The 13,853-nt window shown below is 61.7% G+C and carries 15 protein-coding genes; 7 read left to right on the top strand and 8 right to left on the bottom strand.

What is annotated here, in order from left to right; all coding sequences use genetic code 11:
- The first annotated feature begins 2 nt into the window (after positions 1–2).
- Together ACR0C6_RS12015 and ACR0C6_RS12010 are read left to right on the top strand one after the other, a co-directional pair.
- Complete coding sequence (locus ACR0C6_RS12015; protein ID WP_171229650.1) at positions 3–311, top strand: hypothetical protein; 309 nt, start codon at positions 3–5, stop codon at positions 309–311.
- 65 nt (positions 312–376) lie between these two features.
- A complete protein-coding gene (locus tag ACR0C6_RS12010; RefSeq protein WP_480447591.1) occupies positions 377–1,330 on the top strand; it encodes a LysR family transcriptional regulator in 954 nt (317 codons plus the stop codon).
- On the opposite strand, the gene ACR0C6_RS12005 is transcribed toward ACR0C6_RS12010, so the two are convergent.
- Positions 1,327–1,770, bottom strand: coding sequence for a low molecular weight protein-tyrosine-phosphatase (locus ACR0C6_RS12005; RefSeq protein WP_480447539.1), 444 nt, complete (start codon positions 1,768–1,770; stop codon positions 1,327–1,329). The genes ACR0C6_RS12010 and ACR0C6_RS12005 overlap by 4 nt on opposite strands.
- 28 nt (positions 1,771–1,798) lie before the next feature.
- Between ACR0C6_RS12005 and ACR0C6_RS12000 the strand changes: the two genes are divergently transcribed.
- Positions 1,799–2,497: an NAD-dependent deacylase gene (locus tag ACR0C6_RS12000; protein ID WP_480619466.1), complete on the top strand. Its 699-nt coding sequence runs from the start codon at positions 1,799–1,801 to the stop codon at positions 2,495–2,497.
- Positions 2,498–2,558: 61 nt separating this feature from the next.
- Complete coding sequence (locus tag ACR0C6_RS11995) at positions 2,559–3,167, top strand: HdeD family acid-resistance protein (RefSeq protein ID WP_480619465.1); 609 nt, start codon at positions 2,559–2,561, stop codon at positions 3,165–3,167.
- Between the two features lie 92 nt (positions 3,168–3,259).
- Here ACR0C6_RS11995 and ACR0C6_RS11990 read toward each other — a convergent pair whose 3' ends face one another.
- The 4 genes from ACR0C6_RS11990 to meaB all read right to left on the bottom strand — a co-directional run bounded on the left by ACR0C6_RS11990 (position 3,260) and on the right by meaB (position 5,977).
- Entirely contained in the window at positions 3,260–3,733 is a 474-nt protein-coding gene (locus ACR0C6_RS11990; protein WP_480447537.1) for a copper chaperone PCu(A)C, read from the bottom strand.
- A gap of 40 nt (positions 3,734–3,773) precedes the next feature.
- Positions 3,774–4,124: a hypothetical protein gene (locus tag ACR0C6_RS11985; RefSeq protein ID WP_480447536.1), complete on the bottom strand. Its 351-nt coding sequence runs from the start codon at positions 4,122–4,124 to the stop codon at positions 3,774–3,776.
- Positions 4,125–4,531: 407 nt separating this feature from the next.
- Positions 4,532–4,819: a 50S ribosomal protein L28 gene (gene rpmB, locus ACR0C6_RS11980; RefSeq protein ID WP_050603240.1), complete on the bottom strand. Its 288-nt coding sequence runs from the start codon at positions 4,817–4,819 to the stop codon at positions 4,532–4,534.
- Positions 4,820–5,005: 186 nt separating this feature from the next.
- Positions 5,006–5,977: a methylmalonyl Co-A mutase-associated GTPase MeaB gene (gene meaB / locus ACR0C6_RS11975; RefSeq protein ID WP_480619463.1), complete on the bottom strand. Its 972-nt coding sequence runs from the start codon at positions 5,975–5,977 to the stop codon at positions 5,006–5,008.
- Between the two features lie 209 nt (positions 5,978–6,186).
- On the opposite strand from meaB, the gene hrpB reads away from it, so the two are divergent.
- From hrpB to ACR0C6_RS11960, 3 genes are all read left to right on the top strand, one after another.
- Positions 6,187–8,640, top strand: a complete 2,454-nt coding sequence (gene hrpB / locus ACR0C6_RS11970) for an ATP-dependent helicase HrpB (protein WP_480619536.1) — start codon at positions 6,187–6,189, stop codon at positions 8,638–8,640.
- 166 nt (positions 8,641–8,806) lie between these two features.
- Positions 8,807–9,265 carry an NUDIX hydrolase gene (locus ACR0C6_RS11965; RefSeq protein ID WP_480447535.1) on the top strand — a complete coding sequence of 153 codons (459 nt, stop codon included), beginning with the start codon at positions 8,807–8,809 and terminating at the stop codon, positions 9,263–9,265.
- 89 nt (positions 9,266–9,354) lie between these two features.
- On the top strand, positions 9,355–10,830 hold the full coding sequence (locus tag ACR0C6_RS11960; protein WP_480619461.1) for an inorganic phosphate transporter: 1,476 nt from the start codon (positions 9,355–9,357) through the stop codon (positions 10,828–10,830).
- 9 nt (positions 10,831–10,839) lie between these two features.
- Here the strand turns inward: ACR0C6_RS11960 and ACR0C6_RS11955 are convergent, their stop codons facing one another.
- The 3 genes from ACR0C6_RS11955 to ACR0C6_RS11945 all read right to left on the bottom strand — a co-directional run bounded on the left by ACR0C6_RS11955 (position 10,840) and on the right by ACR0C6_RS11945 (position 13,809).
- The gene (locus tag ACR0C6_RS11955) at positions 10,840–11,814 is read right to left on the bottom strand and encodes a 2-dehydropantoate 2-reductase (RefSeq protein WP_480619459.1); all 975 of its coding nucleotides are present in this window, start codon (positions 11,812–11,814) and stop codon (positions 10,840–10,842) included.
- 79 nt (positions 11,815–11,893) lie between these two features.
- Positions 11,894–12,856 (bottom strand): pirin family protein, encoded by a 963-nt coding sequence (locus tag ACR0C6_RS11950; protein ID WP_480619457.1) that lies wholly within the window; start codon positions 12,854–12,856, stop codon positions 11,894–11,896.
- Between the two features lie 119 nt (positions 12,857–12,975).
- The gene (locus ACR0C6_RS11945; RefSeq protein WP_480619455.1) at positions 12,976–13,809 is read right to left on the bottom strand and encodes a phytanoyl-CoA dioxygenase family protein; all 834 of its coding nucleotides are present in this window, start codon (positions 13,807–13,809) and stop codon (positions 12,976–12,978) included.
- Positions 13,810–13,853 lie beyond the last annotated feature (44 nt).

Raw genomic sequence — 13,853 nt, 5'->3', positions numbered from 1 at the left:
GCATGAAACAGTTCCTCTTAATCGCATTTTGTGCGGCATCGCTGACGGCGGTGGCTCCGGTTGCGGATGCGGCGCAGATCAAGCGGGCATGTCTGGCGTCGGACCGGTCAGCAGCGACGCGGGATCGGTGCAGTTGCATCCAGCGCGTAGCAGATCAGGCGCTTACCCGCAGCGATCAGAAAACCGTGGCCAAATGGTTCACCGACCCCCATCAGGCGCAGGAGTTGAAGATGTCGCAGACCGCGCGCGACGATGCGCTGTGGGACCGGTATCAGAACTTTGGCCAGATGGCGCAGGCGATCTGTAGCTGAGCCCTTCTGAAACCTTGACCTGATCCGCGCTGCGCCCCAGAAAGGCGCAGCGAAAGGTGTATCTTATGGTGATGAAAGGGCTGACCCTGCGGGGCCTTGAGGTGTTCGAGGCTTTGGCGCGGACGGGATCGGTGGCACAGGCCGCCGAGATCACGGGGCTCAGCCAGCCATCCGTTTCCCAACAGTTGCGCAATCTGGAAAAGGCTCTGGGCACCGAACTGGTCGATCACGGGCGCCGACCGATGCGCCTGACACAGGCCGGGCGCAGCTTTCTGGTCCGCGCCGAGGCGGTTCTGGCCGAGCTGCAAATGGCGCAAAGCGAATTGTCGGTCATGGATTTGGGGCATCTGACCACGTTGTCCATCGGGCTGATCGACGACTTCGACAATGATCTGACCCCGCGGCTGGCCACGTTGCTGGCAGACAGTCTGACCCGATCGAATTTCAAACTGATCACCTTGTCGAGCCTCGATCTGTTCGAGGCCTTGGCCGAACAACGCCTGCATATGGCCGTCACCGCCCATAGCGGAGAAGTGCTGGAGGGGGTGGTCGAGTACCCTCTGGTCCGGGATCCGTTCATTCTGGTTGCGCCTAAGGGGGCGGGCGGAGTGGAGGCGGCACAGAACAGCCTGCCGTATCTGCGCTATGCCCGCGAGCAGTTGATCAGCCGGCAGATCGAGGCGCATATGGCGCGCGGCACGCAGGAGTTCGAGGAACGGTTCGAGATCGGCTCGCACATGGCGCTGATGGCCATGGTTGCACGGGGTCTGGGTTGGGCGATCACGACGCCGCTGGGTTTCATGCGCGCCGCGCGGTTCCATGAAGGGCTGGAGGCCCAGCCTGCCCCGTTTGGGGATTTCTCGCGCAGCATATCCTTGCTGGCGCGAACGGGCTGGTCCGATCAGGTGCCGCAGGAGGTGGCGGGCATGACACGGCGTCTGATGCAGAACCAGATCGTTGACCCGGCTTTGGCCAAACTGCCCTGGCTGAGCGGATCGCTGCGGGTGATCGGCGGCTAACTGTCCAGATGGGCGGCAAGCCCCTCGACCGCCGCCTCGATCAGATCCAGAGCGCCATCGAAATCCCGCGTGTAATATGGGTCAGGCACATGATCAGCGCCGGCTTCAGGGGCGAAATCGGTCAGCAGGCGCACCGGGGTGTCACTGCCGGCGGGGCGCAGATCCTCGATATCCGCGATGTTGTTGGCGTCCATGCCCAGGATCAGGTCGAAGCGGTCGAAATCGGCAGCGGTGAACTGACGGGCGCGCAGGTCGCCCAGATCGATTCCCCTGACCTTCGCAGCTGCCTGCATCGGGCCATAGGGCGGTTTTCCCGCATGCCAGCCCATGGTTCCGGCACTATCGGTTACGTGATGCGGCGCGCGGGCGCGAAAAACGCCCTCTGCCGCAGGCGAGCGGCAGATATTGCCCAGGCAGACAAAGAGGATACGGTGTGACATGTACCATGCTGTACCGCGCGGAGGAGAAATGGAAAAGATCGTGATTCTGACCGGGGCCGGAATATCCGCCGAAAGCGGGTTGAGCACCTTTCGCGATGAGGGTGGATTATGGGTCCAGCACCGCATCGAGGATGTAGCCACGCCGGAAGGATTCGCCCGCGATCCCGCACTGGTTCAAGGGTTTTACAATGCGCGGCGGGTTCAGGCCGCCAGGGTTCAACCCAATGCCGCTCATGAAGCACTGGCCCGGCTGCAACGGGACTGGCCCGGGGACGTCGTGATCGTGACCCAGAACGTGGACAGCCTGCACGAGGCGGGCGGCGCAAAGGATGTCATCCACATGCACGGAACTTTGGCGGGCGCGCTGTGTTCAGCCTGTGGCCATCGCTGGACCGCCCCGCCCGAAATGGCGGTTGGGGAATCCTGCCCCGCCTGTGCGCGGCCCACGGCCCGACCCGATGTGGTTTGGTTTGGTGAGATGCCCTATTTCATGGACGAGATTTATGACCACCTGTCCAGCGCGTCGCTTTTTGCCGCCATTGGCACCTCGGGTCAGGTTTATCCGGCGGCAGCGTTCGTGCACGAGGCACAAGCGGCGGGCGCTCGGACGATCGAGATCAATCTGGAACCGTCACCGGGCGCATCCGGGTTTGATGAAAGACTTGTCGGCAAAGCGACCCAGACAGTTCCGCGATGGGTCGGGCACCTGCTTGCGCCGCACAGTTAAAGTACAGACAACACTCGCTTAATTCGGTTAGACTGTCCCCGAAACGACTGGAGGACAAGACATGACGGATCAGGACCCCCGGACTGGTGAAATTCTGGATGAAGGCAGCATGGCCGGGCGCGACATGCTTGGAGAGCAGCTTTCCAGCCTGTGGTGGACCTTTCTGTTGCGCGGAGTATTGGCCGGGCTTGTCGGTATTGCAGCACTGTTCTGGCCGTCTGGCAGCATCGCGTTGCTGCTGCGGCTGGTTGGTGTGCTGCTGATCCTCGATGGTGGCCTGACGCTTTTGGGCGTTGGGCGTCGTGGGGTAATGGGCGGCGCTGCAATCGGCGCGCTTCTGATCGGGCTTGTCCTGCTGATCTGGCCGGAAGGGACGGTCAAACTGGCCTTTTTCCTGATGGGCGCATGGGCGCTGATCATCGGGATCGGCTCGCTGGCGGCATCCGGGCAAATGCACGAGAGAGACCCTCAACGCGGCTCCATGCGCGTTTCGGGTTTTGTCGCGCTTGTGGTCGGGCTTGTTTTGATGATCTGGCCAGCGGTCGCGCTTGTTGCGCTGGGATGGGGCATCGCCTTTTCGGCGCTGGCCATTGCCGCGGTCATGTTCTGGCTGGCATCCCGATTCCGCCAGGCCAGTGACCGTGTTGGTATGAAAACCATCAACAAATAGCACCAGTGGCGGCCGCAGAAACAACAGGCCGGGCAATGCCCGGCCTGACGCATGGATGACGGCCGCAGCGCGGCCCGAAGACAGGCGTTGCCCTAGTTCGAATGAGATCCGTGCCCGCCCATGTCCTGACGCTCCAGATCGACCGGGATTTCGATCTCAACCTCGCCAGCCTTTTCAAAGATCAGCGTCACCGGAACCATGGCGTCCTGCTCGAACGGTTCGGTCAGCCCCATGAACATCACGTGGTCGCCGCCACGTTTCAGCATGTGGGTTTCACCTGCCGGAATGGCAAAGCCTTCCTCGACATGCACCATCTTGGCCACGCCATTGTCGTCGACTTTGTGGGTGTGCAGTTCAACCCGGGCAGCGGCATCCGACGTCACGCCGACCAGACGGTCGTCCGCATCGCCCAGATTCTGGATCATCATGAACGCGGCGCCTGCCTTGGCGGTCTTTCCCGACGACCGGGCATAGGCGTCATCAACTTTGATAGTGCCTTCAGCAAAAGCGGGCATGGCCAGGGTAAAGGCGGCCAGGGTTGCAAACAGAGTAGTTTTGAGGGACATCGTGCCTCTCCTGTATTGTAGGTTTGAAAAAGTAGTGTCTTCAAACACGTACAGGCGGCGCGCGCGCCGGGGTGCCGGGGACCGGCAAGGCGATTTGATTGACCAGATGTCGCAGCGGCGCTATCTGCGCCCGCTCTGGCGCCATAGGCATGGGCGGCTGGGCAACGGCGACCGCGCCCATCAGGGACAGTGCGAAATCCGGGCAGTAATGCGGTGGCGCGGTGGGCTGTCCGTCTTCGTCCATGTAGACAACGACCGGACCGGTGCCTGTGCACAACACCATCTGACCCACGGCCTTGTCCATGCCGCGGGACACGGCAAGGCCCTGCCCGGTCAGAACCAAAAGCAGGGACAGAACATAAGGCAGGAATCGTGATATGGCTGGTCTCATCCTGACCCGGGTATAGGTCAGTCAGCAGAGTAGCTTCAAGCGCCAAAGGGTCGCGCTTGAAGCTGGTTTCAGTAATCAATTCCCGGTCGTTTCACCTTGCTTGTATTGAAGCTGGTGTGGGAACGATTCACCCTGCGCTGCATCCGCGTACAAGCCGAAATTGCTTTGCGAAAAACCGCGGCCAGAAACAGGAAAAGGTAGAAACTTTTTAACGTCATAGTGAGGCCCCCGCCTGATGAATGGCAGTGACGATAGGTCAGATTCGGCTTTCCGTATGTGAAGCAATTCACCAATGGCGAAAAATAATTTCGAAATTGAAAACAATGCAAGGCGGCGGCGGGCGGCTCAAAACGAAAAAGCCCTGCACCTCAGAGGTGCAGGGCCTGAAAATCAACAAGCGATAAGGCTTAGGCCGTGGCTTGCGCCTTGGCGATTTCCTTCTTCACTTTCAGTGCGTTCGCCGACAGTTCTTCATCCTTGGCTTTGGCCAAGAATGCGTCCAGACCACCGCGGTGGTCAACCGAACGCAGAGCGGCTGCCGAGATGCGCAGCTTCACGCCGCGGCCCAGGGTCTCGGACTGCAAGGTAACGTCATTCAGGTTCGGCAGGAAACGACGACGAGTTCTGTTTTTGGCATGGCTGACATTGTTGCCAGTCATCGGGCCTTTTCCGGTCAGTTCGCAACGGCGCGACATGGTTTCTTCCTTTGTTTCTGGAGGCCGGGCACAAAGCCCTCGGCCAAATCACAAGGGGCACAACCCGAAGTCGCGCCCGAAAACTGGTTGGATGCGTTTAGTGGGAATCGCAGGAAGGGTCAAGACGGACCGGACGAATTCTTTCATTTTGCGCCCGCCTTTGAAACCTTGCCCCCTTTCACCCCGTCAGCTCAGCGTGCCAAGCAGTTTTTCGGCCGCGCGGGCCGGGTTCAGCCGCCCGGCCGAGACTTCGGCGTTCAGGCGTTCCATCTCGGCCTTGGCCTGCGGCGTGTCGAGCCGGGCCAGAAGTGCATGGCGGACTTCCTGATCGAACCAGTATCGCGCCTGGGCGGCCCGGTTGGCTTCCCAGATACCGTTGTCGCGGCGCCACCGGGTCAGGGATTGCATCTCGTCCCAGGCTTGCTCCAGCCCCTGTTCTTCGACCGCTGAAACGGTCATTGCCTTGGGGAAACCTTCGGGATCCTGCGGGCGCTTGCGCAGCAATCGCAACGCGCCGGCATAGTCTGCGCATGTCCGGGTCGCCGTGGCCTTCAGATCACCATCCGCCTTGTTGATCAGAATGATATCGGCCATCTCCATGATGCCACGTTTGACACCCTGCAATTCGTCCCCACCCGCCGGGGCCAACAGCAACAGGAACAGGTCCGACAATTCGGACACCACCGTTTCGGACTGCCCGACGCCCACGGTTTCAATCAGCACCACGTCATAGCCTGCGGCCTCGCACAGGGCGATGGCCTCACGCGTCCGTCGGGCAACGCCGCCGAGATGGCTCTGGCTGGGGGAGGGGCGGATAAAAGCGTTCTTCTCGCGGCTCAGGCGTTCCATCCGGGTTTTGTCCCCCAGAATCGAGCCCCCCGAACGGGCAGAGCTGGGATCGACTGCCAAAACCGCGACACGCAGCCCCTGCCCTGTCAGCATCATGCCAAAGCTTTCGATGAAGGTGGACTTGCCCACCCCGGGCGTACCCGACAAACCGATCCGGAGCGCCTGACGCCCTGACCCTGCGAGCCGGGCCAACAAATCGCTGGCCTGTGCACGATGATCGGCGCGGTTGCTTTCCGCCAGAGTGATCGCGCGGGCCAGCGCCCGGCGCTCGCCCTTCAAAATCCTGTCGCTGAGGCTATCTGTCTGCATTCTTGTCCCGATCCTAGAGGCAGGAATAGTTGCCGCGCTCGGGGGGCGTTTGTCCAGACCGCAGGTCGCCGGAAATGCGATCAAAGCGAAAGCTGCGTCAATTCGTGCGTTGCTTGGCCATTCAGGGTTGGGCCCGCCGCCACGGTGTCACCAAAGCGCGCGCGGCGCGAGAACTGGACGACACCTGCATGATCGCGGATAAGAGCCGGATGACGATACGCCTGCCCATCGACGACGCCATTCCCGAACTGCTGGACAGATTGCGCGCGCAGGGCCGCGCGGTATTGCAGGCCCCACCGGGGGCGGGCAAGACCACGCGGGTTCCCCTGGCAATGCTCGAGGCGGGTTTGTGCGATGGCAGGATCGTGATGCTGGAACCCCGGCGGCTGGCGGCCCGGGCCGCGGCCGAGCGGATGGCCGAGACGTTGGGAGAGCGCGCGGGACAGACCGTGGGCTACCGTGTACGTGGCGAGGCGAAAGTGTCGAAAGACACCCGGATCGAGGTGGTGACCGAGGGCATCCTGACCCGGATGCTGCAATCCAACCCGGATCTGCCGGGAATTGGCGCGGTGATTTTCGATGAATTCCACGAACGATCTCTGAATGCCGATCTGGGGCTGGCCTTGTGCCTCGAGGTGACCGACGCATTGCGGGACGATCTGATCCTGCTGGCCATGTCAGCCACGCTGGATGCGGATCCGGTCGGCGCGTTGATGGCGGCCCCTCTGGTCACATCGGACGGGCGCAGCTTCCCGGTTGAGACGCGCTGGCTGGAACGGCCAATGGGGCCGCAAGCGCGACGGTTGGATGCGTTGATCGATCTGGTGGTGCAGGCCGAGCGTGAGACGCGGAAGTCCGGCGGCGGAATTCTGGTTTTCCTGCCAGGAGAGGGCGAAATCCGGCGCGCTGAAAGCCTTTTGTACGGTCGGTTGCCCGACAGTTGCGTGGTGCGCCCATTGTTCGGAGCCATGCCCTTTGCGGCCCAGCGTGCGGCGATTGCCCCGGTGGAACAAGGGCGCAAAGTCGTGCTGGCGACGTCGATTGCCGAAACCTCGCTGACGATCCCCGACATCAAGGTCGTGGTGGATATGGGACAGGCCCGGCGGGCTCGGTTCGATCCAGGATCGGGCATGTCCCGGCTGGTGACCGAACGGGTGACCCGGGCCGAGGCCACACAGCGCGCGGGCCGAGCCGGACGGGTGGCCGAAGGGGTGTGTTACCGGCTCTGGTCGAAGGGGGAAGACGGTGCCTTGGCCGCCTACCCGCCTGCCGAGATCGAAGCGGCGGACCTGACCGGGCTGGCGCTGGAGCTGTCCCTGTGGGGCGCTGACGCGGCCGATCTTGCCTTTCTGACACCACCTCCCGAGGGGACGATGGCCGAGGCGCGGGCTTTGCTGACGATGCTGGGCGCACTCGATACCAATGGGCGGATCACCGATCATGGGCGCGCCCTGGCGGCACTGCCCTTGCATCCCCGGTTGGGGCACATGCTTGTGCGGGCCGGTCCGAAGGCCGCCCCGTTGGCGGCGTTGATGGCCGAGCGTGACCCCCTTCGCGGCGCGCCGGTGGATATCACCCTGCGGCAAGAGGCGCTGCGCGATCCCCGGGCCTTTCAGCGCAACAGGGTCTGGCAGGTCAACATGGGCGCAGTGGATCGGATCAATGCCGAGACCAGGCGTCTGCGGAAACAGGTCAAGGGCGACTCGGCCGATCTGAGCCCCGCCGCCATGGCTGCGCTGGCCTATCCTGACCGCATCGGGCAGCGGCGCAAGGGTGACGCGCCGCGCTATGTGCTGTCAGGGGGGAAAGGCGTTGTTCTGGACAGTGCGGATTCACTGGCCAGCGCTCCGTTTCTGGTCGTCATCGACACGGATGGCAACCCGCGCGAGGCGAAGGTCCGGATGGCCACCCAGATTTCGGAACGCGACATCCGCGATCTGTTCGCGGATCAGATCGGCTGGGTCGAGACGTGCGCCTGGTCCAAACGCGAGCGGCGCGTCGTGTCGCGGCGGCAAGAGCGGTTCGGCGCGATCATATTGGACGACCGCATCTGGAAGGACGTCCCGGACGACGCCGTGGCCCGCGCGATGCTGGATGGGATACGCGATCTGGGCCTGCGGCCGGAGGGTGCCGCCGCGCGCCTGGCCGCCCGTGTCGAGCTGGTGCGCGCCGATGGCGTCGATCTGCCCGATTTTTCGGTCGCAGGCCTGATGGCCGACATGGAGGACTGGTTGCTGCCCATGCTGTCAGGGGTCAAAAGCGCCGAAGACTGGAAGAAATTCGACCTTTTGCCCGCCCTGCGCGCGCGGCTGGACTGGGCGCAGACGCAGGAGCTGGACCGGCGCGCTCCGGGGTCATTTGAAACGCCGCTGGGGCGCAAGGTGCCAATTGATTACAGCGCGGCCGTGCCGGAAATCTCGGTCCGTTTGCAGGAAGTGTTTGGCGTGACCCGACACCCGGCGATCGGTGGCCAGCCTTTGAAGATCACTCTGCTGTCACCGGCGCAGCGCCCGATCCAGATAACGCGTGACCTGCCCGGTTTCTGGGCGGGCTCTTACGCGGATGTACGCAAAGACATGAGGGCGCAATACCCCAAACACCCCTGGCCCGAAGACCCGACCCAGGCTGATCCCACGCTGAGGGCAAAACGCAGACGTGACTAGAGCCATCAGCAAAGCCCGAGCCTTGCCCATAATCCACAAAACAACCCAGAAAACCCTCAAAAATCGGCCAAACCCGGCCAAACTGGAAGGTTTAATTGAAACTCACTATTTCCGTTGTTAAGTCGAATCAACTTTGAAGGCATAGAGTAGACCGACAAAAAAACTGATGAATGCATGGCTGCAAAATATCTGGGAAGAGGTAGGACGACCGCTGTTCCTGCGCCCCCGACGGGTGCAGTTTGCGGCGTTGTGCACCCGCACTTATGACGGGCAGGACCAGGTCTTGCTGATCACCAGCCGTGACACCAAACGCTGGATCATCCCGAAAGGCTGGCCCATCGATGGTTTGAGTGGCGCGGAAACAGCCCTTCAGGAGGCCTGGGAAGAAGCCGGGGTGCGCGCGGATGCAGTTCACGATGAACCCATCGGCCAATTCACCTACGACAAGATCCTCAAAGACGGATCGGCGCAACCGGTATTGACCAATGTCTACAGGATTTCGGTGTGCGCGCTGGCCGATGACTTTCCCGAGGCCGACCAGCGCGAGCGCAGCTGGTTTTCGCCGGCTGAAGCGGCCACCCTGGTGCAAGAGCCCGAGCTTCAGGACTTGTTGCGCAAACTGTAAGGAATTCGCAACATTTCGATGGCACCCAGCTTGCCTGAGCAGCCCGATACCGTTAGTGGCGCACGATCCTTCAATATCTGACCAAGTTCATGTCTGACACGAATCCGAAACCACGCTGGCAAACGTTGGACAGCGACCTGCACCGAATTTCGCGGGTCGAAACCGCCAACATCCATGTCGCGCGCCACCTGCTGGCACCGGGGGTCGCGCTGGCCTTCATGGCGCTTGCCGGGCTGACGGCGGCGGTCTTGTTCGGTCGGGCGGATGGCAGCCATGTCGTGGTCGCGGCGGCCGCGTTCGGGGCCTATATGGCGATCAATGTCGGTGCCAATGACGTGGCCAACAACATGGGCCCAGCGGTCGGCGCGAATGTGCTGACCATGGGCGGCGCTATCGTGATTGCCGCCATTGCCGAAAGCGCTGGTGCGTTGCTTGCGGGGGGTGACGTGGTCTCGACCATCTCCAAGGGGATTGTCGACCCCGCCTCGGTGCAAAACAGCGAGGTGTTCATCTGGGCCATGATGGCGGCGCTGATATCTTCGGCCATGTGGGTCAACCTGGCGACCTGGATCGGCGCCCCTGTGTCCACAACGCATTCAGTCGTGGGCGGGGTGATGGGTGCAGGCATTGCAGCAGCGGGCCTGAGCGCGGTGAGCTGGGGCACGATGAGTGCAATTGCAGCCAGCTGGGTGATTTCGCCGATACTCGGCGGTGCGGTTGCCGCGGCTTTTCTGGCGCTGATCAAGTCGAAAATCCAGAATCAGGACGACAAGATTGCCGCCGCGCGCAAGTGGGTACCTTTCCTTTTGGCGGTGATGGCGGGGGCATTTGCCACCTATCTGTCCGTTAAAGGCCTGCAATGGATCGTGCATATCGATCCCAAGATGGCCCTGTTGATCGGGTTGGGCGTGGGGCTGCTGACCTGGTCCGTGACCGTCCCGTGGGTCAAACGCAGATCCGAAGGGATGGAGAACCGGACCCGGTCGCTGAAGACGCTGTTTGGCCTGCCGCTTGTGATCTCGGCCACGTTCCTGAGCTTTGCCCACGGCGCAAATGACGTGGCCAATGCGGTCGGCCCGCTGGCTGCGATTGTTCACGCAGCCGAGTTCGGAGAGTTCGCCGCGAAAGTTCCAATCCCGCTTTGGGTGATGATCATCGGAGCGTTCGGGATTTCCTTCGGTCTGTTCCTGTTCGGCCCCAGGCTCATTCGGATGGTGGGCCGCCAGATCACAAAGCTGAACCCGATACGCGCCTTTTGCGTTGCCCTGTCGGCGGCGATCACCGTGATTCTGGCCAGCTGGCTTGGCCTGCCGGTCAGTTCGACCCATATCGCCGTTGGTGCCGTCTTTGGCGTCGGCTTCTACCGCGAGTGGGATTCCGAGCGCCGGCGCAAGCGGGGAAAGCTTCAACGCACAGCACAACACCTTGCCCCGGAAGAATACCGCCGTCGCAAGCTGGTACGGCGGTCGCATTTCATGACCATCGTGGCCGCGTGGATTGTCACCGTGCCCGCCGCCGCAACCATGTCGGCCGTCATTTACTGGGTGCTGACCGCGTTCGCCTGAGGGTTGACGTCAGAGCCTGATCTGTTCCGGCGACAACGGGTGATCGGGTGCATGTTTGATCAGGTCGGACACCTGCGTGCAGATGGGTGTCGGCACTCCGGTTTCGTGACCCATCCGGATGATGTGACCTTGCAGGCTGTCAATTTCCGTTTGCCGCTCAGCCATGAGGTCATAGGCCATGGACGTTCGCGCATGCGGGTCGATTGTCAGCATCCGGGCCGCGATCCTGGTGAACAGCGGTGTCGGCAGCCGCAGAATATGCGGGGTCATCCATGCCGGAAGCGATGTGGTCGAGGCCACGGGATGACCCGCCGCCTTGAGGACGGTCAGCGCCTCGGACATCTGATCCGCCATGAGATTGCGCCAGTCGCGGTTCATCAGCTGATCCACCAGCGTGAGGCCCGACAAGGCATTGAGCGCATTGTTCAGGTTGATCACCAGCTTGCCCCATTGCACGGCTTCGATCTGGTCGCTGGACGTGACGGGAAGGTCTGCGCTGCTCAGCTGCGCGGCCAGATCACCGGTGCCGCTTTGGATGACGATATCTCCGGACGTGGCCCTATGATAGGTGGCGGGGGCAGTCGGCACCACGTTGAACGGAACCATTCCGGCGCGTATGTCGCGCCCGGGTAGGGCGTTGCGCAACGTCTCTGCGGCCTCGATCCCGTTCTGCCAGGACAGGACAGGCGCATCCCGGGGCGCAAAGGCGCCTATCTGCTCGGCCATATCCGATGTTGCGCCCGATTTGACCGTTACAATGACAAGTTCGGCCCGGCCCAGGCAGGCCGGATCTTCGCTGAGCACCAGAGATTCAGGCGGGACCGTGTAATCAAGGCCGTCGAAATCCGTAACCGTCAGCCGGCGCTCACGGATCGGGTCCAGCACATGCGCGCGCCCCAGCAGGGTCACGGAATGCCCCGACCGGGCCAGCAAAGCACCACAGTAACAGCCGATGCTGCCCGCGCCTGCAAGGACAAGTTTCATGATACCCCCTCCGGTACACCCGAAAAGGATCACCGCAAACGTCCTGTGACACAAGCCCGCTTGCCCCCGACGTCACGCGCTAGCGGGCCAGCCGGGGTTTGGTGCGCTCAAGCTCTTTGGAAATAGGGATAAATTCCTGATCGTCACCCGGAGGCAGTTGAAATGCACCATTGGCCCAATCGGCGCTTTTCCACTCACGGGTTGCGGTTTCGATCTTTTCCTTCGAAGACGAAACGAAATTCCACCAGATGTAGCGATCTTCATTCAGGGTCGCTCCGCCCAGCAGCATCAGCCGCGCGCCCAGCGCACCGGCCTTGACAGACAGCTTGTCCCCGGGCCGGAACACCATCATGCGGCCCTCGTCAAACCTGTCACCCGCGATTTCGACCGAACCTTGCGTGACATAGACACCTCGATCTTCGTGGTCGTCAGGCAGAGGGAAAGACGCGCCGGGTTCCAATTGCACGTCGAGATAGAAGGTTTCGGACAGCATCGTGACCGGGCTGGTCTCACCATAGGCTGAACCCAGGATCAATCGGGCGCTGACGCCTGCATCCTGAATATGCGGCAGCGCGGCCTGTTTGTGATGTTCGAAATCCGGAGCCATATCCTCATGCGCTTCGGGCAAAGCAATCCAGGTCTGAATGCCGAACAGGCTGTGTTTTTTGCCGCGTGTTTCGTCACTGGTGCGCTCGGAATGGGTGACACCACGCCCTGCGACCATCCAATTGACCTCGCCGGGATAGATCATCTGATGTGTGCCAAGGCTGTCACGGTGCTCGAATTCGCCCTTGTACAGATAAGTGACCGTGCCCAGTCCGATATGGGGGTGGGGCCGCACGTCGATGCCTCCTTCGGTGATGAATTCAGCGGGCCCCATTTGATCGAAAAATATGAAAGGGCCCACCAACTGTCGTTTTACCGAAGGCAACGCGCGGCGCACTTCGAACCCACCCAGGTCACGGGCACGCGGGATGATTAATGTGTCCAGTGCCGGATTCTCCGAGATGCAGTCCGGATTGTGTGTCGGGTTCCAACTCATTTCAGCTCTCCCTTCGTTGCAGATGGTCAGGCCACCTGCGTTCACTCAGGTAAGAAATAGCCACGCAAAGCAGCCCATAAAGTGCACAATCGCACAGATTGAGTGCGGCGCCGTTCCAATCAACGCGGCCAGAGTTGCGGAAAAAACGGCCCGTCAATCCGATCCCCCTCGCCATAGCCTGCCGCCTCGAACTGCGCGCGCTCGTCCTTGGCCCAGTCGCCGCGATACCGGATGACACCATCAGGTGCCGTCATGCGAAGGGTGAAGCGCCGCACCGTTTCCGACGGCGTGGTCGAGGACAGCCCGCCATGCAGCGTTCGCATGTCGAAAAAGATACAATCCCCAAGCTCCAGATTCCATTGCAGCAACTCATACGCGCCGGGGTCGGCATTGACATCGGGTGGCGGGTGATAGGTCAGCCCGGCGACTTCGGTGGGCTCATAGCTGGGATGCCCATCGGCAAACCGCACCCGCATGAACAGCTTTTCCCATAGGTGTGAGCCCTTCACGAATGCGATGCCGTTTTCCTTGGTCACGGGTTCCAGCGGCAGCCAAAGGACACACATCGTGCCTTCGAAGTCGAAGTAAGACAGGTCCTGATGGAAGGGCGGGCGCGAGGTCGAGCCGGCCTCGCGCAGGAACCAGTTGTCCATGACAAGGTTGATGGATGGCGCCCCCAGCAACCCGGCGGCAAGCGGTGCGCAGGGGGACTTATGAACGAATTCGTTGAATTGCGAGATTTTGTTCCAGGCCCAGTAGTCTTCGTAATAGCCCGGGGCGTTCGGATCCTTGGTATGAAGGGTGAAATTATCGGTCGGATTGTCAAGATCGGCGTCGATACCTGCACGCAGCAATGACAACCAGTCGGATGAGAATTTCGACCGCAGAACAACAGCGCCATCGCGTTGGAAGGCGGCAATGTCTTCCTGTGTAACCAGATCTGCTGTCGTCATGGAAGGATCATCCCGATGTGGTTCGGTGGCCCCGAGCATCGCAC

It is taken from the genome of Ruegeria sp. AL12 (assembly GCF_056540885.1).
Note: the sequence above shows the minus strand (reverse complement) of the source record. Positions and strands in the feature narration are given on the sequence as shown.